The 23,551-nt window shown below is 37.8% G+C and carries 20 protein-coding genes and 2 tRNA genes; 2 read left to right on the top strand and 20 right to left on the bottom strand.

Features of this window, described 5'->3' with window-relative positions; all coding sequences use genetic code 11:
* Window positions 1-78: 78 nt before the first annotated feature.
* From RYX56_RS12530 to RYX56_RS12500, 7 genes are all read right to left on the bottom strand, one after another.
* Window positions 79-345 (bottom strand): DUF3006 domain-containing protein, encoded by a 267-nt coding sequence (locus tag RYX56_RS12530; protein WP_317122361.1) that lies wholly within the window; start codon window positions 343-345, stop codon window positions 79-81.
* 43 nt (window positions 346-388) lie between these two features.
* Complete coding sequence (locus RYX56_RS12525) at window positions 389-1,711, bottom strand: MBL fold metallo-hydrolase (protein ID WP_317122360.1); 1,323 nt, start codon at window positions 1,709-1,711, stop codon at window positions 389-391.
* A 362-nt stretch (window positions 1,712-2,073) separates the two neighbouring features.
* Window positions 2,074-5,934: an SIR2 family NAD-dependent protein deacylase gene (locus RYX56_RS12520; protein ID WP_317122359.1), complete on the bottom strand. Its 3,861-nt coding sequence runs from the start codon at window positions 5,932-5,934 to the stop codon at window positions 2,074-2,076.
* 384 nt (window positions 5,935-6,318) lie between these two features.
* Entirely contained in the window at window positions 6,319-6,648 is a 330-nt protein-coding gene (locus tag RYX56_RS12515) for an HNH endonuclease (protein ID WP_317122358.1), read from the bottom strand.
* 280 nt (window positions 6,649-6,928) lie between these two features.
* Window positions 6,929-7,072: a hypothetical protein gene (locus RYX56_RS12510; protein ID WP_317122357.1), complete on the bottom strand. Its 144-nt coding sequence runs from the start codon at window positions 7,070-7,072 to the stop codon at window positions 6,929-6,931.
* A 135-nt stretch (window positions 7,073-7,207) separates the two neighbouring features.
* The gene (locus RYX56_RS12505) at window positions 7,208-7,618 is read right to left on the bottom strand and encodes a hypothetical protein (protein WP_317122356.1); all 411 of its coding nucleotides are present in this window, start codon (window positions 7,616-7,618) and stop codon (window positions 7,208-7,210) included.
* 57 nt (window positions 7,619-7,675) lie between these two features.
* Window positions 7,676-8,137 (bottom strand): hypothetical protein, encoded by a 462-nt coding sequence (locus RYX56_RS12500; protein ID WP_317122355.1) that lies wholly within the window; start codon window positions 8,135-8,137, stop codon window positions 7,676-7,678.
* Between the two features lie 507 nt (window positions 8,138-8,644).
* Here RYX56_RS12500 and RYX56_RS12495 point away from each other — a divergent pair.
* On the top strand, window positions 8,645-8,854 hold the full coding sequence (locus tag RYX56_RS12495) for a helix-turn-helix domain-containing protein (protein ID WP_317122354.1): 210 nt from the start codon (window positions 8,645-8,647) through the stop codon (window positions 8,852-8,854).
* Window positions 8,855-9,973: a site-specific integrase gene (locus RYX56_RS12490; protein ID WP_317122353.1), complete on the top strand. Its 1,119-nt coding sequence runs from the start codon at window positions 8,855-8,857 to the stop codon at window positions 9,971-9,973.
* A 121-nt stretch (window positions 9,974-10,094) separates the two neighbouring features.
* Here the strand turns inward: RYX56_RS12490 and RYX56_RS12485 are convergent.
* The 13 genes from RYX56_RS12485 to RYX56_RS12425 form a co-directional block, all read right to left on the bottom strand.
* Window positions 10,095-10,167 (bottom strand) — tRNA-Val (locus RYX56_RS12485).
* A 116-nt stretch (window positions 10,168-10,283) separates the two neighbouring features.
* Complete coding sequence (locus RYX56_RS12480) at window positions 10,284-12,026, bottom strand: PAS domain S-box protein (protein ID WP_317122352.1); 1,743 nt, start codon at window positions 12,024-12,026, stop codon at window positions 10,284-10,286.
* Window positions 12,027-12,217: 191 nt separating this feature from the next.
* A tRNA-Arg gene (locus RYX56_RS12475) sits at window positions 12,218-12,292 on the bottom strand.
* 80 nt (window positions 12,293-12,372) lie between these two features.
* On the bottom strand, window positions 12,373-12,732 hold the full coding sequence (locus tag RYX56_RS12470; RefSeq protein WP_317122351.1) for a hypothetical protein: 360 nt from the start codon (window positions 12,730-12,732) through the stop codon (window positions 12,373-12,375).
* Between the two features lie 141 nt (window positions 12,733-12,873).
* Window positions 12,874-13,302: a BrxA/BrxB family bacilliredoxin gene (locus RYX56_RS12465; protein ID WP_317122350.1), complete on the bottom strand. Its 429-nt coding sequence runs from the start codon at window positions 13,300-13,302 to the stop codon at window positions 12,874-12,876.
* Window positions 13,303-13,427: 125 nt separating this feature from the next.
* Window positions 13,428-14,549, bottom strand: coding sequence for a metal ABC transporter solute-binding protein, Zn/Mn family (locus RYX56_RS12460; RefSeq protein WP_317122349.1), 1,122 nt, complete (start codon window positions 14,547-14,549; stop codon window positions 13,428-13,430).
* Between the two features lie 133 nt (window positions 14,550-14,682).
* Window positions 14,683-15,186: a hypothetical protein gene (locus RYX56_RS12455; protein ID WP_317122348.1), complete on the bottom strand. Its 504-nt coding sequence runs from the start codon at window positions 15,184-15,186 to the stop codon at window positions 14,683-14,685.
* A gap of 113 nt (window positions 15,187-15,299) precedes the next feature.
* Window positions 15,300-16,610 carry a dihydrolipoamide acetyltransferase family protein gene (locus tag RYX56_RS12450; RefSeq protein WP_317122347.1) on the bottom strand — a complete coding sequence of 437 codons (1,311 nt, stop codon included), beginning with the start codon at window positions 16,608-16,610 and terminating at the stop codon, window positions 15,300-15,302.
* A gap of 13 nt (window positions 16,611-16,623) precedes the next feature.
* The gene (locus tag RYX56_RS12445; protein ID WP_317122346.1) at window positions 16,624-17,607 is read right to left on the bottom strand and encodes an alpha-ketoacid dehydrogenase subunit beta; all 984 of its coding nucleotides are present in this window, start codon (window positions 17,605-17,607) and stop codon (window positions 16,624-16,626) included.
* Between the two features lie 15 nt (window positions 17,608-17,622).
* The gene (locus RYX56_RS12440; RefSeq protein ID WP_317122345.1) at window positions 17,623-18,615 is read right to left on the bottom strand and encodes a thiamine pyrophosphate-dependent dehydrogenase E1 component subunit alpha; all 993 of its coding nucleotides are present in this window, start codon (window positions 18,613-18,615) and stop codon (window positions 17,623-17,625) included.
* 27 nt (window positions 18,616-18,642) lie between these two features.
* Window positions 18,643-20,064 (bottom strand): dihydrolipoyl dehydrogenase, encoded by a 1,422-nt coding sequence (gene lpdA / locus RYX56_RS12435; RefSeq protein WP_317122344.1) that lies wholly within the window; start codon window positions 20,062-20,064, stop codon window positions 18,643-18,645.
* Window positions 20,065-20,094: 30 nt separating this feature from the next.
* Window positions 20,095-21,189 carry a branched-chain amino acid dehydrogenase gene (gene bcd / locus RYX56_RS12430; protein ID WP_317122343.1) on the bottom strand — a complete coding sequence of 365 codons (1,095 nt, stop codon included), beginning with the start codon at window positions 21,187-21,189 and terminating at the stop codon, window positions 20,095-20,097.
* A gap of 176 nt (window positions 21,190-21,365) precedes the next feature.
* Window positions 21,366-23,417, bottom strand: a complete 2,052-nt coding sequence (locus RYX56_RS12425; RefSeq protein WP_317122342.1) for a sigma 54-interacting transcriptional regulator — start codon at window positions 23,415-23,417, stop codon at window positions 21,366-21,368.
* Between the last annotated feature and the right edge of the window lie 134 nt (window positions 23,418-23,551).

The raw sequence follows: 23,551 nt of genomic DNA, 5'->3' as shown, positions 1-23,551 counted from the left end.
TCATGTTTTTAAGAATAAAATACGCTTTTCTAACGATAAAAAGATAATCAGATTAAGTTTAAATTCCCCCAAAACATTCTAACGTTTAAACCTACTGCCTTTACTCCTCTTCCTCAACCTCTTAACCTGCGCTTCCACCTTCTTCTTCACACTATCAGTCTTCTCTCGATCAACCTCAACACTCTGTACTTCATCTTCTTCAACAAGCAAAGTTAACCAATCACCCTCGCTAACTCCATCAGGCAGCAGCTCTTTATTTACCACATACTCCTTACCATGCTCTTCGACTAAAATAACTCCATACTTTCCATCTTCAATTCGATCTAACACTCCGTTAACCTTCATCCTTATCACCTCACGCAAGCTTTTCCTTCAGCTTTAATATCTGCTAACCTGCAGCAATTCCACTTACTCTTGTTAAATCATCTACTGAGCTAAACGGTCTTAAATCAACTAAAGCCTCTGCTCTCTCCGGTCCAATGTGCTTAATACCTTCAAGCTCTGATAAGCTAGCAGAATTAATATCTATACATGAACCATCCTCACTAGCAGTCGGTGTAGGTTGATCCTCCTCTTGTTCTTCACTTTCAATAGGTTCCGAAGTTGCAGGTTCACTTGAACTATTTTGTTGGCTAGAAGATGCTGGCGATACTGTTCCATCTTCTTTCGTTAGAACATTTAAAGATTGTCCATCTGATTCTATTATAATTGTCCCATGTTTATATGTGGCATAAATCTCTGCGCCTGCATTAGTAACGCGCGCTATAACTTCATCATGTGGATGTCCATATTGATTATTCTCTCCTGCTGATACAATAGCAATGGATGGGCTAACCGCATTTAGGAATGGTTCAGTAGTAGATGTATTAGAACCATGATGCCCAAGCTGCAATACATCTGCATCAAGATCGAATCCACGACTTAAAATTGATTGTTCATTTTGAGCTTCTACATCTCCAGTGAGAATAAATGAAGTTTCACCATATTTAAATAGAAGAGCTACGGACCCTTCATTTAAGTTACCATTAACGCTCGCTGGATTAAGTACAGTTACTTCCAGAGGTCCAACATCATAGATTTCACCAGCACGTGGCTCATGATACTCAACACCACTTGATTCAATTGCATCCATTACATTTTGATAATTTTGTGAGGTGTTGGTATCTCCAGACATCCATACCTCCCCTACATCAAACTCAGTAACCACTCTATCTAACTGGCCAATATGATCTGCATGAGGATGTGAGCCGACCACAATATCAATGCTTTGGACTCCTAAACTATTTAAATAATTAATGACATCACTACGATTCCAATTACCTGTATCAAAAAGAATTTTAAAATCCTCACCTTGATATGAAAACTCAAATAAAGTGGCGTCGGCCTGTCCCACATCAATAAAATGGACCTTTAATAACTCTAGGTCATCTATTTCTACCGCTTCTGGTCCATCTCTTGGATTTTCCTCAGTATTAACCTCATTTTCTTCCTCGTTTTCATTAGCAGCACTTTCAATGCCTGTCTCTACATTATCGGTGTCATTATCAGACTCATTCTCTACTGCATTATCATCACTAAGTTCATCATGATCATTATTACTTTCATTTACTTCGACCTCATCAGCAATTACCGTCTCCTGGCTGTCATTACATCCTGTAAAGGTTAGTAATGCTATTATGCTGAGTAGAAAGATTAAAGTTTTATCCCGCATACGAATTCCCCCTTCAAACATAAATACAAAAGTAAACCTTCTGTTGACCAATGGAAGTCTAGCCTCCTCTTCCATTAAGTCAAGGGTACAAGCTTCGCTCTCCCTGCGGTCGCCCTTGACATCATTCCAGATCCGGCTATGTGGTGGTTAGGTCAACAAAGGTCTTTCTTTGTGTGACAAGCACATACTTCTTTAATTCTATTAAATTGCTTTGAATTGTTCATTCTCTGGCCATAGGTATTCGATTAACCTTAGATAGGGTTTTGAAAAGGATCTGCAAGAATCAATATGGTAAGAAGCACTAAACTGTTAATTTAATCTTCGCTTATAAAGAAAGTTCTTCTTACAATAAGAAAACAATATTAAAGCATACTACTCTGTTCCCATATTTTTCTCACTTCAGGTAAAGGATCACTTCCAGAAACCTCTTTCCATTTCTTAACTATTGAAGGGATCTCTCTTTCTTGAATTGTATACATTTGGTATAGGCTATGCGCAAGTTTAGAAGACACTGCTCTATACTCAGGGATATTGTCTTCTGAGATCGGTAAATATCTCAATCCCTTTTCTCTATCTTTAAGAATAGAGAGGTCAGTCTCATCTAACAAAAATTCTAGTGCGTTACTGAGCCAACCCCTGTGGACTTCACTCAATAAATTCGGGAATTTATTGAGTGAGCTTATAAGTTTATTTATTGCCACATCTAAACAAGGTTGTCTACGACTATAGATCTTATAAATCCAATCGTCTATTAATTCTTTAGGCACCGAGGAGATGCAGTCATTAATTTCACTAATCAACCAATATTCTATGCCTATCAGTGAAGACCGCACAGTATAATCATCAATTGAATTTAGCCCTACACTTAGTCTTTTAAATATTTCTTCGGGCTTAAATAAATCGATATATAAAGTCGCTGGTAATATAGGCAGGATACAAAAACCGGACTCTTCCATCTCATTCAGTAATTGCACAACCTTACACTTGCTCCCTCTATCGTCTTTTCTAAGCTTTGGAATAATGATACGTTGTAATAAAATAATTACATGTTCAACATGTTTTTTAGGATGAGTAGGTATAATGCTAGTATTCCAATTCAATAAATCGCTCTTTTCAACTTTCCACCAGTGAATTACTTTTTCTAGTAATTCAATTATGTTTTTTTCTTCCCAGTCTATATATTTATCTAATTCCTCGTTATTAACTAATGGCCCCTTACTACTTATCCAGTCATACATATAATGCTCAAAATCAGTTGCACCCGAATAAGATATACCACTCCCTTTTACCTCTTCAGCTTTTCCTTTTCTGTGAAAAATATATGGAAAATCAGTTGTTAATAAGTACTTTTTTAATCTCTCTTTTGCCATCCCTTCTTCTAATTGAGGCAATTTTAGAAATAAGGATTTATAAAAATTAATGTCTTTTGGGAAACCTGCCTCATCTGTCTTTGACCAAAGAGCACGGGCAAGCTCCTCTCTTTCCTCAATAGTTAAACCACCTATATCGTGAAGCTTTATTAATCTCATAACAGCCATTGCTCTTCCCTCTTTTGTACCTTCAAAAGCTACTTTAATTAATTTTTTTATATGAACTGACCAAGATGAATTATCAAAACTATGATTTAACTTAAAATCTTTTGACCAATTAATAAAATAGAATGGTTCAATAAACTCATTCTCTTCTTGCACTGTACCTTCGCCAGGTAACGGAAAACTAAGTAATTCGGGTATAACTTCAACTTTTTCTTTATCACTCATTGCGAATAAGATCCGCCTAAATAAATAATTTAGATGACGATAAAGATTATGATCGTAACGTAGATGTTTAGCTTGAACTATCTTAATTCCAATGATGAATAATTGATTAAGTTGTTCACTTGAAAATCTAAAACTAATTCTGGACATTATTTGGAGTAAATTCCCTAAATGTCTCCTTGAAAAGCTATCTCTATTTGTATTATTTAATCCCTGCTCGAGAGAAGTTAGAAATAAACTGTAAAAGTGATTAACTTCATCCTGAGTTAAATTCGCCACACGAATGCGATCAAACCATTTAGCTATTTCCTTTTCTTTTTCTGCCCTAATTGTAAAACTAATGGCCCAAAGAGGTGAATAAGGTTCAATCCACTTGGCACAATTAATTACTTGATTTGTAAACATTCCTACATTTCCAATTATTATCGGAATCCCCGCATTATCAATTAGCTTTAAAAAAGAAAACGCCAAGTGAATTTTGTCTACATTTCTTTCCCCCAGAGAGGAATGTTGTGTTATAGTGCCTGGATCAAAACCTTTTGAAGTTCTTTTTGTAGGTGAAGTATCTGGTTCAGAAGATTTAAGTATCGAACTTAGAATCTCAATTTCTTGCCACGGATTACAATGATACTTGCTAAGCAAAGCCCATCTATCACGATAGTGGCTTGAAGCCTCCCTATCCCAGCAGCGACTATCTTTTAAGGCTTTTAACAGAACCATTGTCCAACCCTCTTGAGATAAAAGCGAAAAATCAACCTTATTTGCTTTAATTCTCATTCGTATTTTAGCTAAAGAAGCCTCTCCTATCTTTTCTGATTCCTTTAATTCACCTAGCTCTGCAAGTACTGATGCACGTTTGACCTCCCAAAATGGAAGCTCGTCAGTTACAGGCCATTCCTCTAGCACCTCTAAAATATTTTTTTGATCAAAATTAATTAAATAAAATAGACATTTTTCATAATACCACATGGCTAACCACTCAGTACTTTGACTTAAAACTGGTTTTAATTTTTCCATCCATAAAAAAAAGCGATCACGATCTTGATCTTCTCTTGAAACTCTAGCAAGTGAAAAAGCTAATTCCACCCAGCATTCTTGAATAGCATACCAGTCAATATTTTGCTTAGGTTCTTTAAGTGGACTTAATACTACTTCTTTACAATCGCCTTCTTGTTTATTTACAAAGGGATTAATCGACTTAATGACAGGTGCGATCTTATCTACCCAATTTAAAAATAGAGGTCTTAAAGAAATTTCAATTCTCCAATTTAATTCGTATAGCATAAATAGTTGTTCATCCAAAGAGAGTTCTTCTAGAGAGTTTAATACTGGATCTATCCATTCATCAGTATAATTCCATATCTTATCCCTAGCTTCTTTTGGAGCAATTACCCACCCAGGGTACTCAAGTCTTTTGTTTTTCCACATCTGAGAAATGAGAAGCAGATCTTCTCTTTCTAGTTTTGTTTTTTGAGGTCTCCTTTCCCCCAAGTCAGTTAATATAGTCGGACCTTTAGGAATATACGGTAATCCTTCACTTGGTTTATCATAGACAACTTTAAATGAACTTGGCCAGCTCATAACATCTGGAGTTTTACCATTTTTTAAATTTAATAAAGTCCATTCTAAGGCTTTTTGGTATCTTAAAACACCAGGAAATTCCACTTTAGGAAATAAGGGTGATAAATCTATCGGGATAATCCCTCTAGATTCTAAAGTTCTCCTTTGAGTCGATGTTATAAAACCAATAAAATAGATAGATGGCGTATCGCTGCCAAGGTTATCACGTACCCATCCAATCCAATTTAGGAAATTAGGGTCATCGCCAGAAAAACCAATTAAGCATAGCGTATTTTCCATAACTGATTGTTGAACAGTATTTACAAACGCAGCATATTTTTTGGGGTAGGTTCTATAATCTTCTTCGCTTATGATAAATGGTCTATGAGAAGGAAAACTTCCGTGTAACTTCACTATTCGCGGTTTAGTTTGACTGGGAAGATCGGAAGCGGTTAAAACAACATCGTACTTTTTATCATGGATAAATGGTAAAGTTCTCTCTAGCAAAGTGTCATAGTTTGTTGTAAATACATCTGACCATGGTAATGAAAGGAATAATTTATGTAGTCTTCCTGGTACATAATTTTCATCGGGAAGAGCTTTTACTAGGAGGTCTTCAAGAGATTTCCTACCAAATACTAATTCATACTCACTTGCAAGCTTTAATGCATCACTCGTAGAATAGCCTCCTTCTCTATCTTCACCAGGATATAAATCTTTTTTCATTAAATCTACAAGTTCTCCCCACAATAGAAATGAATTTGCTTTCTTTGATATTTTATCTGCATTTAAACTAAACCCTGAACCAACCATTACTGAGACACTTCCATACTCTCTACCTGACCAAAGCCTCTTTCTAATATGTTCAAAATGGTGTTGATCAGGTAAAAATTTATGTTCGCTCATTATTATCCAACTCCTGATATTAAACTTAGACACTCATTTCAATTGTATAGATTCTAATAAATGAGTCCTTCGGTTAACTTTACCAAGCTTACATATTTTTGTCATGTTAATACTACCTTTTATATGAAATTACTAGTTCTAAGCGAAGCGGTGCCTTTACACTGGGTGGCCCCCTTTGGTATCCTCTAGCGACGCAAGGAGCGACCGGATAGAAAGTGTTAACTTTCCCTACTTACGGGTTTCCAAAGGGGGTAGGGGCTTTAACCCCCCTCTATTTTTGCACCCCCTAATATAATAGTGGTTTTTTTAATTTTTTTGGACAGCAGACCCCCCTCGCCGGTCCCCGGCACATTCAAACTTTTTCGATATTCACACCGGGGGGTCTCACCATTTCTCATCATCCCACTTAGGTTTCTTTTTCTTGAATCCTTTTCCATGTATTTTGTTATGGCAGTTAAGACAAAGTGTTTCAAGGTTGTCTAACACAAGAGCAAGCTTCGGATAATATTCAATCTCGTATTTGTGATGGACATTGAGCTCAATTGATTTTCTTTTTCCTTCTTCTTTCTTGGAATCAACATGAACTCGTCCTTGTCTCTTACACTCTTGGCATTCATAATTGTCTCGTTCCAGTGCTTCTTGTCTGATTTCTTCCCAAGACTTCGAGCGATAGAATTTCTTCTTCTGTTCTTCTGTCTTGTATTCAACTGACATCTCAATCACTTCTAACCAAAAGAATTTAAAAACAAAAAAACACTAGCGAATAACTATTTGCTAGATTCTCTACATGTTTTCTTTAATGTTTTCTTTATGTTTTCTTTAGCGATCTCGCTCTAATGAAGAAACTATTTCAGCTGTACACCACCTGCAGTACACCTCTGTACACCACCTGCAGTACAGTTAAGGTGTACACCAATTGCAGTACACTAAACGCTATAACCCATATATACCAAGGGATAACACTATACTGTACACCACCTGTAGTACAGTACGCCTATCTCTTCTTGATAGCACCACCTTTACCACGCTTATAGGTATCACGATACACACCCATAAGCTCCTGGTAGTTAGGCTCCTGCTGCCTCTTCTTCTTCCTACGCCTACGCTTCTTCTTGGCCTCATGACTGGATAGACTCATACGATCACCACCTAGCCTATTAGAGTGTAATCTCTTAACCTTAAAGGCAACTCAATAACAGCATCATAAAAAGCACCACCGAAGAAGATCAGTAGTGCTGCAGCTATGCATTTAATTAGTCGTTTCTGTTTGGCTTTATTCATGATCGTTCACTCTCGCAACGATCTCTTCACCCGCACGCAATTCTTTAACTGCTGCCCTACTTACTTTACCACCTTCGCAGAATACCTTCCCCTTATCAGGTTGGATGCTTTTTTGTGCTGCCTTTAACTGATATAACGCAACTGTAGCTTTCTTAGCTTCCTTTCTTATTGCCTTCAACTCTTCTAAAGTGTCTTTGCTCTCTACACTGACATCAATAGTTATTACTGGACTATCTTCATCCATTGTTTCCGACTCTGGTCCACTGACTCCTACCCACCTCAAACTCAAGCTTCCGCTCATTTCAGCAAGGGTTAAATCAGTCTTCTCCACCACCCAATTCGAACCTTCGATACTTAACACAGTTCCGCGCTCTACTTCAATCGACTTACACTCTTCAGTCATGTCGCAACACTCCTTTGTATTTTTTGAATAATAAAAAGACCAACCCGAATGGATTGATCAATAATCTCTTTTTCTTTCTTCTACTAGACCGCGCAAAAAGACAAATAGCGAAGCTGATAAGACTTTTAAATCGTTAATTAAGGAATTATTGCCGTCAATTAATTTGAATTCGTTTACTACTCCTGAAAGACCCTCCCACTCTGCAGCTGCCTTTTTTACTGAGATTAAGTCCTTTTGACTAACTTTGTAATCTAAATTGTGAGCAATTTTATTTCTAAGAGTATTATATTCTCTATAGGATGATGAGTGAGCTTCATCAAATAAACCGAGCGCTACACACAGATTCAATTTATTATGGTAACTCATCTTGTTTAAATTCAAAACTTTGTGGTTAATTAACGCTCTTTTCAAAAATGAAGCGAACTGAGATTCTATATATAAATGCGTTCTAATTATTATCTGTAGTTCATCATCATTCTCAAGATGCTTGATAAATTTTTTTCTTTCTAAATCATTCATAATACCTCCACCTTTCACCTAACAATTCGGCAAAAGGTGGCAAACTCCTGCAACATATTACCTATTTTTACAAACACATAAAAACAACTGAAGGTGCATAGCCAGGCAAGCTTATCAGGCTTCCCCCTTTGACACGACTCCCTCCCAGTTGGGCCATCAGTTGCTTTTGTCTATTCATAAAAAAGAGCACCCACTCAAAAGAGCAGATGCCAAACTCGGTACATAATGTACACTCATCAATTCATTTGTGGTCTTTCCCACCGTCAAGAATAAAACTTAGAAATGAACCTGCAGGATCCATTTGCTTATCGAACGATCAATAGCAGCTGCTTCTTGAACCATTTTCGATAATATAAATTTACCACGGTTTTATAGTCGTGATCAGCTCTGCAACAGTAATATATAAGTTTAATTTACGGATAAAAACAGAACTTAGTCAATTATTTATTTACAAATGTAAACATTTCATTTTATAATTACATAAAATTATTTACAAAGGAGAACAACATGCCATTTTCTTATAAACCTTTATGGAAATTATTATTGGATGAGGATATGACAAAAACTCAATTAAGAGAGGAATTAGAAATGTCTAGCACGACACTTGCTAGAATGGGTAAAGGTCAAAACGTTTCTATGGAAGTCTTGGACAAGCTTTGCAAAAGGTTTGGCGTTCAGCCTAATGAAATTATTGAATATGTGGAGAGTGATAAATAAATGCCAGTCTATAAAGATGAGAACGCTAAAAAGAATAAATGGTATTACGCCCTCAACTATAAAGAGAACGGAAAATATAAGAAGAAAGTTAAAAGAGGATTCAAGACCAAAAAGGATGCTGAAGCTGCCCTCGTAGAAGCGCAAGATGCATTCAATAAAGGCACTTATATCGAGCCAAGTAAAATGCTTTATTCCGAGTTTATGGAGAGTTGGTTGAAGGATAAGAAGATTAACGTAAAGAAGAGCACGTATAACAATTATAAGTATTTACTAGATAGCCATCTTCTCCCTTCTCTTGGTCACCTGGAGTTAAGTAAGATCGGTCCAAGGGATATCCAGTCACTTTACAATGAAATCAAAGAGAACAAAATACTTTCAGATGAGAACCTCAGGAAAGTACACACGATCATTAAAGACTCACTTTCAAAAGCTGTTAAGTGGGAAATGATTATGAAAAACCCAGCTGAATTAATCGATGCACCTAAAGTGGTAAAAAGGGAAGTTGAAGTGTGGAATGAAGATCAGATAAAGGCATTTCTAAAAGCAGCTAACGGAGCTCGCTACTATTATGCATTTTTAATGGCGTTAACAACCGGAATGCGCCAAGGAGAAATACTTGGGTTGCGTTGGAAAGATATTGATGAACTAAACGGTACAATCTCAATCGTTCAAACATTATCACATCGTGGCCAAGAGCTTTCAGCTGGAGCTAAAACAGATGCAGGTAACAGAAGAATTTCAATTGATCAGAATACCATGAATCAACTGCTTGCTCTTAAAAAGCTTTATAAGTTAGAAAAGTTGAGTAGTGGTTCAGTGTATGAGGATTTTGATTTAGTAATCCGTACAAGCGTTGGTACTCCATTATCGCCACGGAATTTGTTGAGGTCCTTTTATTCAATCATTGAAAAAGCAAATGTACCTAAGATACGTTTTCACGATCTAAGGCATACTCATGCAAGTCTAATGCTAAAGCAAGGAGTTAACCCTAAGATCGTATCTGAACGACTTGGACATGCTAATGTACGAATAACACTAGACACCTATAGCCACCTCTTACCTAACTTACAAAAGGATACTGCGGAACAATTCGGTAAGCTTTTTTATAACTCGAATTAATTCGTATCATTTCGTATCAAAAAAATCATTCGTATCAATTTCGTATCAAAATCCATTTTCAGTAGTGATCTTTAGTCATACAAAAATAAAAGAACCCTTGTGTACCAAGGGTTCTACGGTATGACCCGTACTGGGCTCGAACCAGTGACCTCCACCCTGTCAAGGTGGCGCTCTCCCAACTGAGCTAACGGATCATGTTATGTATTAACGACACTTATTACTTTACTGTATTACTATGGGATTGTCAATTACTTTTTTTTAAAGCCAGCTTAAAGTGGTGACTAACCGCAATCACGATCATTGCGGTTAGTCATTTTACTATTGGTAATTGAATACTTACTTCTGTGCCTTCATTTTGTACACTATGAATAGAGAGGTCTCCTCTATGGTTTTCAATCACTTTGTAGCAGACCATTAACCCGATGCCAGTTCCTTTTATCGTTGTTGAATAGTACGGCTCTCCTAGCTTCGCTAACTCTTCTTCATCCATTCCTTTTCCATTATCTTTGATAGCAATATGGATGGTATCATTAACTCTATTTAAGATGATCATAAGTTTGCCTTCATTGCTCATCGCATCAATTGCATTTTTAAAGAGATTGATAAATACTTGCTTTAATTGATGGGGCACACAATTTACATATGCTTCGTGAACCATTTGGATCTCTAATTGAATATTTTTAAGATGAAGTTCAGTCGAGATATCCCTTACACATGATTCAACTAATTGAGCTATATCTACACGTTCTTCACTTATTGCTCTAGGCCTTGCAACAAGTAACAACTCTTCTATTATATCGTTTATTTGATTAAGTTCTCCCATAAGGACTTCTCGATATGGTTCTAATTGGCTTTCTGTTAATTGAAAGAAGCCTCTCAATGTTGTTAACGGATTACGTATTTCATGGGCTATGCCCGCTGCTAGCTCTCCTGCTAAAGCTAACTTCTCTGAACGTCGTAGCAAGTCCTCTCGCTTTTTTATATCTGTTATATCTCGACTAATAAAAACAAATGAGACCACTTCTCCATCAGATAAAATAATCGGCATACCTTTACCTTCTAAATATTGATAGTACCCATTCGCATGAAGCTTTCGATAAATGACCGCTTCAGAGGGTAGCTTAGTCCGAACCATTTCTTCAAATGTTTCTAATACTCTTTTATGATCACTTGGGTGTATATAGACGAGTACAGATTCTCCAATTAATGAGTAAGGCTCATAACCAAGCACCGGTAAATACGAATTAGAGGCTAATAGGTAGTGTCCTTCCTTATCTGTTAAACAAATAATATCATAAGAATGTTCAACAATTATTTTGTATTTATCTTGAATGATAAGAGCTAATTCATCGAAGTCACAAGGGATCTCTTTTTGTTTTGCTACTCCATAGACCCCTATGATTTCCCCATCAACAATATGAGGAATGTTTATAATTGATAAAGAAAGGCTACCCCTTTGACTTCTAAAACTTACGTCATACACCTGTACCTCTCCAGCAAACGCTTTCTCAAAATGATTTGCTACACGCATTCGTTCCTCGCTAAGAAGCAATTGTTCATAATGAACACCTTTAAATGCGTCTCCTTTTAAACCAGACAATTCCTCTGCTTTTTTGTTCATATCAACAAAATAACCATCTTGGTTGAGGAGAAATATTGCATCATCATTTTGATTAAAAACATCGTGAAGACTTAAAGCAGGCTCTGTTAATGTAGGATCTTCTTTTAAATAGAGAAGATAGTACCTTTCTCCTTTTGAGCGAAATAATAAGTTTGCTTCCATCGAACAATAGCCATTTGGAAATGTAAACTGCCCACTCCATTCAGCCTTATCATAAAAATTCGTAGGTGCGAATGCATAGATTAATTCTTTTAAATCATTTATCGTTAATTTTTGTTTTAATAAGCATTCCTTTGTCACGTCATTTACACAAATCAATTCTAGCTCCTGATTTGATTCCCTCCAGCAACAGAGTACTGTAGGAGAAGATGAACCTAGAACCATTTCTTTAAACACGGTTAGGTTCCATTTTCCTTGTAAGACAACGCTCATCTCTCCACCTCCTATCTTTGACTCCTAAACTATGTTGTGGTTACATTTTTATCTTTTTATTCCTGCTTCTAGATAAAATTCGCCACTTGAATGAAAACTCCTCTTTTCCTATTAAAAGTTCCCTTTACACGCTTATAGGAATAAAAAAAACCACTTCTAGAGTCGACTAGAAGTGGTTGTTATGTAATTATTGGTGCGCCTAGCAGGACTCGAACCTGCAACGCGAGAATCGGAATCTCGTATGATATCCCTTTCACCATAGGCGCTAGATATAAGACAACATCATATAATGTAGCTTATAAAAGGGGAAGTTGTCAAGACTTTCCCCTTTTTAAACATTATCGCCTTAAGAATTTGCAGCTGCGCCTTCTTCAAACATTGTATTAAAGCGTTCGTTAATATCATCTTCAGTGTAGCCAGCTTGTCCTAGACGGGTTGCAAAATTCTTCGCCCATAATTGAAGACGCTGAGCCATTTTTGCGTATTTCTTCGCTTCATTGCCTTTTGTATCTTTTGCACGACCTTCAGCGTTAGACATTACATTCTCAACGATGAATAAGGCTTTCCAAAGTGTTTCCTCATCAAATTGCTCATGAGAATTTCCTAGCTCTTTGATCACCTTTTGATAGTAACTATTGAATTCCTTAAATGGAATTTCTTCTTCCATATTTAGATATACTTGTATTTGATCATATAATGATTGCATGTCATGCCAACTCCTTTTTCTATTCTGGCCTATTATAGCATATTTCATGGGGGGAAGCGAAACCATTTCTTAGATTAAGCTTAACAGTAAAAGTGGAAACAAAAACAGCTGAAGCTTTAGCTACAGCTGTTTTCTAGTTGTTTATTTACAATATTGATCAAAGGCTTTCTCAAGTTTTTGAACGACTTGGATTGGCTCATGACCTTCAATTTCATGTCTTTCTACCATCATTTGAATTTCTCCATCTTTTAAAAGGGCAAACGATGGAGAAGAAGGAGCATACCCTTTGAAATAATCACGAGCTGTTGCTGTTGCTTCTTTATCTTGACCTGCAAATACCGTTACAAACCGATCAGGTGTCGTTTCATAATTCTTCATATATGCAGCTGCTGGGCGTGCAATACCGCCTGCACATCCACACACAGAGTTAACCATTACTAAAGTCGTGCCATCCTCATTCATTACACCATTAACATCCTCAGGTGTTTTTAATTCTTTGTAACCAGCTTCAACCATTTCTTTCCGTGCAATTTCTACTACGTCATTCATATAAAAATTAAATTGTTGCATAACGAGAACCTCCTAAATATGTTTCTTCCATTGTACCTGTTCCCTATCCAATGAACAACATAAACTACTTAAAGTATAGATAGAAAAAGCCAGTGAGACTCAGCCCACCAGCTTCATGACAAATCTTATTGAAGTGCTGTACGGAGGGATTCGATATTTTTAGTCATAAGGCTAAAGTAGTCTTCCCCATTCTGTACATCTTCTTCTACTAGTGCTTCAAGGTTGTGTAAATATAATGCTTCTGCTCCTACTTCATCTTGAACCACTTGTGCAACTTTTGGTGTAATGTTTTGTTCGAACAGTACGTAATTTATTTCATACTCATTCGCAAAATGAATAATATCTTGTAGTTGACGTTGAGATGGTTCATTTGTTGGTGAAAGTCCTGAAATACCGACTTGTTTTAAACCATAGCGTTCTTCCCAATAGCCATATCCCGCATGAGATACGAGAAATGTATCTTTGTTCGCCTCATCAGCCATAGCCTGAAACTCATTATCTAATGCTTCGAGATCTTCTTTCACTTGATTAAAATTTGTAGTAAAATACTCTTCTTGCTCAGGCATTAACTCAATTAAAGTTGCTTTTATATTCTCAGCTAGTGTAATGGAGTGAATTGGATCTAACCACACATGTGGATCTTCATCGTGATCATGTGCGTGATCATGATCTTCGTCATCATGACCATGCTCTTCGTGCTCATGATCGTCTTCTTCATGACCATGCTCTTCGTGCTCATGATCATCTTCTTCATGACCATGCTCTTCATGCTCATGATCGTCTTCTTCATGACCATGCTCTTCGTTCTCATGATCGTGTTCCTCGTGACCATGTGCGCTATCTTGATCAAAATCAATTAGTTCTATGCCTTCTGAAGCTTGAACGATAGCTACATCTTCATTTTCAACTGTGTTAATAAGAGCATCAACAAACCCTTCCAGGCCAGCTCCATTGTAAATAAACGCATCTCCTTCAGCCACTTCAATCATTTGACGTGCTGTCGGCTCAAATGTATGAGCGTCTGCTCCAACTGGAACCATATTTGTTACATTCACATACTCTCCACCAATTTTATTAGCAAAATCCTCTAAAGGGAAAATGGTAGTATAGAGTTCTAATGTTTCTGAACTTTCTTCTTCTGTGCCTTCTGTTTGACTAGAATCTCCAGCTTCATCTTGCCCCCCACAAGCAGCTAGAAAAGATGATAATACAAGCATAAAAGCAAATAAACTAGATTTAAAATTCATGACGTACCCCTTTCGTAACGATTACGTTTTATCACGATTATGAATTATATCGGAATTACTACGATTTGTAAAGGTTTCTTCTTTATTTTGAACAACAATTAATCAAAATAAAAGCTGTGCATAGGCACAGCTTTTACTCTTCTTCAGTTTGAGTATCTGATAAGGCATTTACTCGCTGTTGAAACTCATTGTTTAGTGCTTCATAATGAGCAAATACATGTGGAAGTACCTCTGCTATCTTCTTTTCATCCCGTTCTTTTACTGCCTTTGTTAATTGCTTTTGCAGAAAATGGTGCTGCTCCATCCACTCCTTTGATTTCACATCTCCGTGCAGAAGCTCTCCTCTCTTTTTTGCTTCAGTGAGTTTCTTTAATAAGAGATCACGCTCAGAGCGAATGTCCTTCCATTGTTCAGCTTGCTCTGGTGCATATTTATCTGTAAGCAATTCGTAATAAAAATCTTTGTGTATGCGCATGTACTGATGAAATTCTTTGTGCTTTGTGTGATGCTTATCACAATCACATTCTTGTGCTACAATATTTTCTTCTGCACTAACACTATCTATGAGTGGCTGCTGAATAAAGGCTAACACACTAACTAATTGTGCCACGATAAATAAACCATGTAGTTTCTTCATTATTTAGTCACCCTTTCCCGTTTTCTTAGTTGTAGTATGTACGAGAAAAGGATGAAAAATGTAAAAAAAGCCAGAAAGAAGTTTTAGAGAAAACTTCTTTCTGGCTTTACTCATTAATAAATTGATGTTGTTTCTTCTGTCATATTTTCTAAAATTTCTTTCACACGTGCCAGGAATCGTCCACAAACAAGTCCATCTAAGACTCGATGGTCTAGTGATAAGCAAAGGTTGACCATGCTACGAATAGCAATCATGTCTCCTGTTGGGCTTTCAACTACCACTGGACGCTTTACGATTGACTCAATAGAAAGAATCGCAGCTTGAGGATGATTAATGATTGGCGTAGATAGTACAGATCCGAATGAGCCTGTGTTATTCACTGTGAATGTTCCACCTTGCATATCAGCTCCAGATAGTTTACCTGTACGCACCTTTGTTGCAAGCTCTTGAACTTCACGACCAATTCCTTTAATCGATTTTTCATCAGCATGCTTGATAACAGGAACATAAAGAGCATCGTCTGTTGCAACTGCTATTGAAACATTGATATCTTTCTTCTGAATAATCTTATCGCCAGCCCACATAGAGTTTAATTGTGGAAATTCTTTCAATGCTTCAACTGTCGCCTTAATAAAGAATGGCAAGAATGTAATATTAAAGCCTTCTTTTTGTTTAAACTCACCCTTCACGCTGTTACGGAAATGAACGAGGTTTGTTACATCGACTTCAACCATTGTCCATGCATGTGGAGCTTCATGCTTACTTTTCACCATGTTAGCAGCTATTGCTTTGCGTACACCTGAAACTGGAATTTCAATATCACCTTGTGCAACTGGGATATCTATTTTTTCAGTAGCTGGTACTTGCGTTTGTGCTGATGAGACAGCAGGAGCTTTTGCCACAGACTTTGCTTCTGAAGCAGGGTTTTCCTCTGCTTTTGGAGTACTCGTCTGACCACCATTATCGATAATCTTTTGCAGATCCTTACGAGTGATCCTTCCGCCTTTGCCACTACCTTTAACTTGTGAAAGTTCGATGCCATGCTCTGCAGACATTTTTAGTACGGCTGGTGAATAACGAGCTTTTTGAGATGTATCTGTTTGCTCGTTTTTTGGTGCAGAGTCTGCAGGTTCAGTTGTCTTGGTTGTCGACTCAGTTGATTCAGTTGATTCAGCAGAGTCTTCACCTTCTACTTCAATTGTACAAACTGCAACGCCAACTTCTACCGTCTCATCTTCTTTCACTAGTAATTCTTTAATTGTACCTGTATATGAAGATGGTACTTCTGCGTTTACTTTATCCGTCATCACTTCTGCAAGCGGATCATATTTATTTACTTTATCGCCTGGTTGAACAAGCCATTTACTAATCGTACCTTCTGTCACACTTTCGCCAAGCTGTGGCATTGTAATTTCAGTAGCCATAGGATCCCTCCGATTAGAATTCTGCAAGCTCTCGCATTGCTTTTTCAACTTTATCTGGGTTAATCATGAAATACTTCTCCATCGTAGGAGCATAAGGCATCGCCGGGACATCAGGTCCTGCTAGACGTTGAACAGGTGCATCTAGATCAAATAAGCAATGTTCTGCAATAATAGCTGCAACCTCACCCATAATGCTTCCTTCTTTATTATCTTCTGTAACAAGCAACACTTTACCTGTTTTACTTGCCGCCTCAATAATGGCTTCTTTATCAAGCGGATAGACGGTACGTAAGTCTAATACATGTGCGGAAATGCCATCACTAGCAAGGCGTTCAGCTGCTTGCAAAGCAAAATGAACAGAAAGGCCATATGTAATAACTGTGATGTCTTCACCTTCACGTTTTACATCTGCTCTACCAATTGGAAGTGTGTAATCTTCCTCAGGAACTTCTCCTTTAATCAAACGGTAAGCACGTTTATGTTCAAAGAAAAGAACTGGATCTTCATCACGGATTGCTGCTTTCAATAAGCCTTTTACGTCATAAGGAGTTGAAGGCATTACAATCTTTAGTCCCGGAACACTAGCAAAAATCGCTTCAACTGATTGTGAGTGGTACAGTGCTCCATGAACTCCACCACCATAAGGTGCACGGATTGTAATGGGACAATTCCAATCATTGTTTGAGCGGTATCGAATTTTTGCTGCTTCAGAGATAATCTGGTTAACAGCAGGCATTATAAAATCTGCAAACTGCATTTCAGCAACAGGTCTCATACCATACATCGCTGCTCCAATTCCTACACCAGCAATCGCTGATTCTGCTAGAGGTGTGTCAATTACACGCTCTTCTCCAAACTTCTCATAAAGACCATTCGTTGCACGGAATACTCCTCCACGTGCACCAACGTCCTCACCAAGAACAAATACTTTTTCATCGCGCTCCATCTCTTCTTTAAGCGCTAATGTAACAGCTTCAATATATGAAATGACTGCCATGTGAAATCCCCCCCTCTATTCTGCGTATACGTGATTCATTGCGCTTTCCGGATCAGCGTATGGTGCATTTTCAGCATATTCCGTTGCTTCATTAACAATTTTAGCAATTCGTTTTTCCATCTCTTCATAAGACTCATCTGTCAGCAATCCTACTTCACGTAAATATTGTGCAAATGTAAGAATGGAATCAAGCTTTTTCGCTTCTTCTACTTCTTCACGAGGACGATATGCACGATCATCGTCATCACTAGAATGCGGAGTTAATCGATACGAAACCGTTTCAATTAATGATGGACCATCACCATTACGTCCACGCTCAGCAGCTTCTTTCACTGCAGCATAAACAGCTAGTGGATCGTTTCCATCTACTGTAACCCCTGGCATACCGTAACCGATTGCACGATCAGATACTTTCTCGCAAGCTAATTGTTTTTCAATCGGAACCGAAATCGCATATTTATTGTTTTCACACATTAAAATGACAGGCAATTTATGAACCCCCGCAAAGTTAGCACCTTCGTGGAAGTCACCTTGGTTAGATGAACCTTCACCAAATGTAGTAAAGGTTACAAAATCCTCTCCTTGCATTTTTCCAGCAAGTGCAATTCCGACCGCATGTGGAACTTGAGTCGTAACTGGAGATGACCCTGTAACAATACGGTTTTTCTTTTGGCCGAAATGTCCTGGCATTTGACGTCCACCTGAGTTAGGGTCTTCAGCTTTTGCAAAAGCAGAGAGCATTAAGTCTTTTGCCGTCATTCCGAAGGTTAAAACCACACCCATATCACGGTAGTAAGGTAAGATGTAATCTTTATCACTTTCTAAGGCGAATGCAGCGCCTACTTGTGCAGCCTCTTGTCCTTGACAAGAAATTACAAAAGGAATTTTTCCAGCACGGTTAAGTAACCACATACGCTCATCGATCTTACGAGCAAGTAACATCGTTTCATACATTTCTAGCACCTTTTCATCGGAAAGGCCTAATGATTGATGACGATTTTCAGCCATTATATTTCCTCCTTTAAACGAAGTATATTACGAATGTATCGCTTTCCCTTCTACTGCTAATGCAGCTTCACCAATGACTTCGGATAGTGTTGGGTGAGGGTGAATGGTGTGCGCGATCTCAAAGTGAGCAGCATCAAGTACTTTTGCAAGTGCAGCTTCTGAAATCATATCTGTTACATGCGGTCCAATCATATGGACTCCTAATACGTCATCATTATCTGCATCAACAATAATTTTGACAAATCCATCGGTTTCACCGAATACAAGCGCTTTACCAATCGCTTTAAATGGGAAGCTACCAATTTTAACGTTGTGACCACGCTTTTTCGCTTCATCTTCTGTGATTCCAACACTCGCCATTTCTGGATGGCTGTAAATGCATTTTGAAACCGTATCATAATCAATTGGCTCAGGATTCTTACGTGCCATATGGTCAACTGCTATAATTCCTTCATGAGAAGCAACATGAGCTAGTTGCAAACCACCAATTACATCGCCAATTGCATAGATATGAGATTCTTTTGTTTGATAAAAGTTGTTAACCTCAATAACACCATTTTCAACGATAATATCAGTGTTCTCAAGTCCAATATCCTTCACATTTGCAGAACGACCTACAGAAACAAGTAATTTCTCCGCAGTAAATGTTTCTTCTTTCCCATCGATTTCAGCCTTAATGGAAACGCTATCACCTTTTTCTAAAGTATCAGCCATCACCTTAGCATCCGTTACGATTTTAATACCATTTTTCTTTAATATTTTCGTTGCTTCTTTTGAAATATCTTTATCTTCTGTCGGAAGAATTGTAGAACTATATTCAACGACAGTTACTTCAACACCAAAATCATTCAACATAGAAGCCCACTCGATCCCAATTACACCACCACCAACAATAATGATTGATTGGGGAAGGCTTTCTAGTTGAAGAGCTTCATCAGATGTTAATACATAGTTCCCATCCACTTCAAGACCTGGTAAGGTTCGAGGAGATGAACCTGTTGCCACAATAACGTTTTGTGGGATCAACATCAAATTTTCATCCCCATTGTTCATTTCAACAGAAATGGTTCCAGGAGTTGGTGAAAAGATGGAAGGTCCTAAGATACGGCCAGTTCCCTCAAATACATCAATTTTACCTTTTTTCATTAAGTGTTGAACTCCGCGATGTAATTGCTCAACAATCGAATCCTTACGCTTTTGTACTTTAGAAAAATCAAGTGATACATCACCTGTTACTACACCAAAGTCATCTGAACGTTTGGCTGTTTCATATACTTCAGCGCTTCTAAGTAATGCTTTACTAGGGATACATCCTTTATGTAAGCAGGTGCCACCAAGCTTTTCTTTTTCAACTACAGCCACTTTCAAGCCATGTTGAGCAGCACGGATGGCGGCGACGTAACCGCCAGTCCCTGCACCTAGTATGACAAGATCATATTCTTCAGCCATCCTATTCACTCCTTTATTTCAAACTCAATTTTATCGACGTGAAATAATGCTATGTCCATTTTGAAGGAATTGACGACGAGAACGACGCATACGTTCAATTCTTTCTTCAGCCATACGATCAGCAGCTTTATAGGTTGGTAAGTGATCACGTTTAGCAATCTCAAATACTTTTGCTACATTTTCGTAAATACCTTCTACTTTTTTCATGGCACGCTCACGGTTGTATCCATTTAATTCATCAGCGACATTAATAACTCCACCTGCATTGATTACATAATCAGGTGCATAAGCAATGCCCATTTCGTGAATTAAGTTTCCGTGACGTTCTTCCTTCAGTTGATTATTAGCAGCACCAGCAATAACTTTTGCTTTCAATTGTGGAATCGTTTGATCATTAATGATGGCACCTAGTGCACATGGTGCAAAAATATCACACTCTACTCCGTAAATATCATTTACGTCAACTGCTTTTGCACCAAAATCATTTACAGCTCGATCAACTGACTCTTTATGAATATCTGTCACAATTAAGTTTGCACCTTCTTCGTGAAGATGTTTACAAAGATTATAGGAAACATTCCCGACACCTTGAACAGCCACTGTTCTACCTGAGAGGTCATCTGAACCAAATGCTTCTTTAGCAGCAGCTTTCATCCCAACGTAAACGCCATATGCAGTTACAGGAGATGGGTTACCAGAAGAGCCGAATGCTGGTGAGATGCCCGTTACATAATCCGTTTCATCATGGATAATGTCCATGTCTTGAACGGTTGTCCCAACATCTTCTGCCGTAATATAACGTCCATTTAATCCTTGAATATATCGCCCGAATGCACGGAACATTTCTTCATTCTTATCTTTACGAGGATCTCCAATAATAACCGTTTTACCACCACCAAGGTTCAATCCAGCGGCAGCGTTTTTATATGTCATTCCACGAGCTAGTCGTAGTGCATCTTCAAACGCATCTTCCTCTGTGTCATACATCCACATTCTAGTTCCACCTAGAGCTGGTCCAAGTGTTGTATCATGAATGGCTATAATGGCTTTTAGGCCTGATAATTTATCTTGACATACTACGACTTGTTCATAGTCGTGAAATTCCATATCTTTAAAAAGTTGCATCTTACATCCTCCTCAAATACAAATGAAACCTCATTTGTTCATACTACATATTAGTATTGCAAAAACTGTGCCAACCTAATACAGCTATTTTTGGTTGATTATTCTTCACTTTACAGCTTTCACATTTAGCCAACCATGCAAATTTTATCATACCACGCAATTATTTGCATGCAATATTAATCAATATTAGCTTTATCCAATTTATAATACAAAGAGCGTATCGATATATTTAATCGCTTAGCAGCTGCAGTTTTATTTCCTCCACATTGTTCAATGGTTTGTTTGAGAACGTTTCTCTCATACTCTTCCATCATTTCTTGTAACGTTTTATTTTCATCAACCTTCACCATTCTCTCATTTGGAGAGGGTAATTGTACTTTTTCGTTTAATATAGGTAAATGTTGCTTGGTAATCTTTGTAGCCCCAGCTTCCATATAAATCATCGCTCGAGCCAGTACATTCTCAAGCTCTCGCACATTTCCTGGCCAATGATAAGCCTTTAAATAGTGAAGAGCTTCATTGGTAAGTTCGTGAACATAGCGCCCGTAATCTTGATTCAATTTAGTAAGGAGATGCTGAGTCAATTGATGGAGGTCATTTACTCGCTCCCTTAGCGGCGGGATATAGATGGGCATTTTATTAAGTCGATAGTATAGATCTTCACGAAACTCTTTTTTTACAATGGCTCGCTCAAGATGAACATTTGTTGCTGCGATTACTCTTACATCGATTGAAATCGCCTTTGTTCCGCCAACTCTTACAATTTCTTTTTCTTGAAGGACACGAAGAAGTTTTGCTTGCATATTGCTTGAAAGTTCTCCTATCTCATCTAAGAAAATACTTCCTTGTTCCGCATCTTCAAACAATCCTTTCTTTCCTCCACGACGGGCTCCTGAGAAAGCACCTTCTTCATACCCAAACAATTCACTTTCCAATAAAGTTTCTGATAATGCAGCACAATTAACCCGAATAAAAGGGAAGCTTCTTCGGTTACTTTCATTATGTATTGCATGTGCAAATAGCTCTTTACCCGTTCCAGACTCACCACGTAAAAGAATGGTTACTGGAGTTGAAGCAGCAATTTTTGCTTGTTCAATCGCCACTTGCATTTCTGATGAGGACCCCACGATTTCATCGAATGAATACTTTGCCTTAAGTGATTCTAATAATCGTTTAGCACGCTTTAGTTCACGATTTAACGACTTTATCTCTGATACATCGTGAAGCACACCCACACTGCCTTTAATTTCACCATCCACAATCACAGGGGCAACATTCACAATGACATCTCTTTTATTTGGACCAACCTTAAGCGGAACACCACGAACAGCCTTTCTCGTTTCTAATACACGCAAGTGCATGCTCTCTCCTTCTGAGATGTCAGCAGTGGCTGGTTGATTAATCACTTCTTCTTTTTTAAGTCCGGTTAAACGGGAATATGCGGGATTGATCATGATCCCATTTCCATGTTCATCTACAACCGAAATCGCATCATCTGATGAATGAATGATGGCTTCAAGCATCGTTTGAATACTTTTTAGATTGGTCACTTGCTCAGCCATTTCAACGATTTCAGTGACATCTTTAAATATCGCAAGCCCACCAATACAACGATCCTCTTCAAACATCGGCACACGGGTAGTTAAGATTGTGGTACCGTTCTCAAAACGTTGCGTACGATTATGTTCTTCTCTTTTACTTTTTATTACTCTTGGTAACCCACTACTTGGAAGTACTTCTTGGATATGAACCCCTATTGCATCTTCTGATTGAATGCCAGACATCTTAGAGGCTGCTTGATTAAAAAACAAAACTTGTGACTCTGCATTTACAGCAATCATTCCGTCATGTGTCGAATTCAATATCGTTTCTTGAATAGAAGACTGTTGATTCAACTTTTGGATCAAGAAATCTTTTTCTTCAAGTAAAGTAAAAAATAATCTTGCTATGCGTGAAGGAACAATCGTCGTGCCTTCCTTTACATGCTCTCTTAAAGATTGCAACACATCATTTCGACCCGTTGCTTCGAATACAATATCGATTTCCTCTGTGTAATGATCTAACCAATTATGACTTGTTTTAATCTGATGCTTTTTCGCTACTTCTATTCCTAAAGCATGAAGATCTATATCTACAACAGCTAACACTTCGATATGTTCCATCTCTAAAAGCATGTGTAAAAGAGCTGTGCCTCCTCTTCCTGCACCGATAAGAAGTACGTTTTTCATACAACCCCTCCTCATTCTAAGACAGTCGTGCGTATAAAAATATATTAATTAAAACGTTTTCTCTATTATCCACTATTACGTAAAAGTGAAGAACATGCAACCTCCATCATGTACAAGAAGCCCATTTTCCGTTA

Source organism: Alkalihalophilus lindianensis (genome assembly GCF_032843265.1).
Lineage (GTDB): Bacteria > Bacillota > Bacilli > Bacillales > Bacillaceae_D > Alkalihalophilus > Alkalihalophilus lindianensis.
This window is presented reverse-complemented; position numbering and strand designations above follow the sequence as displayed.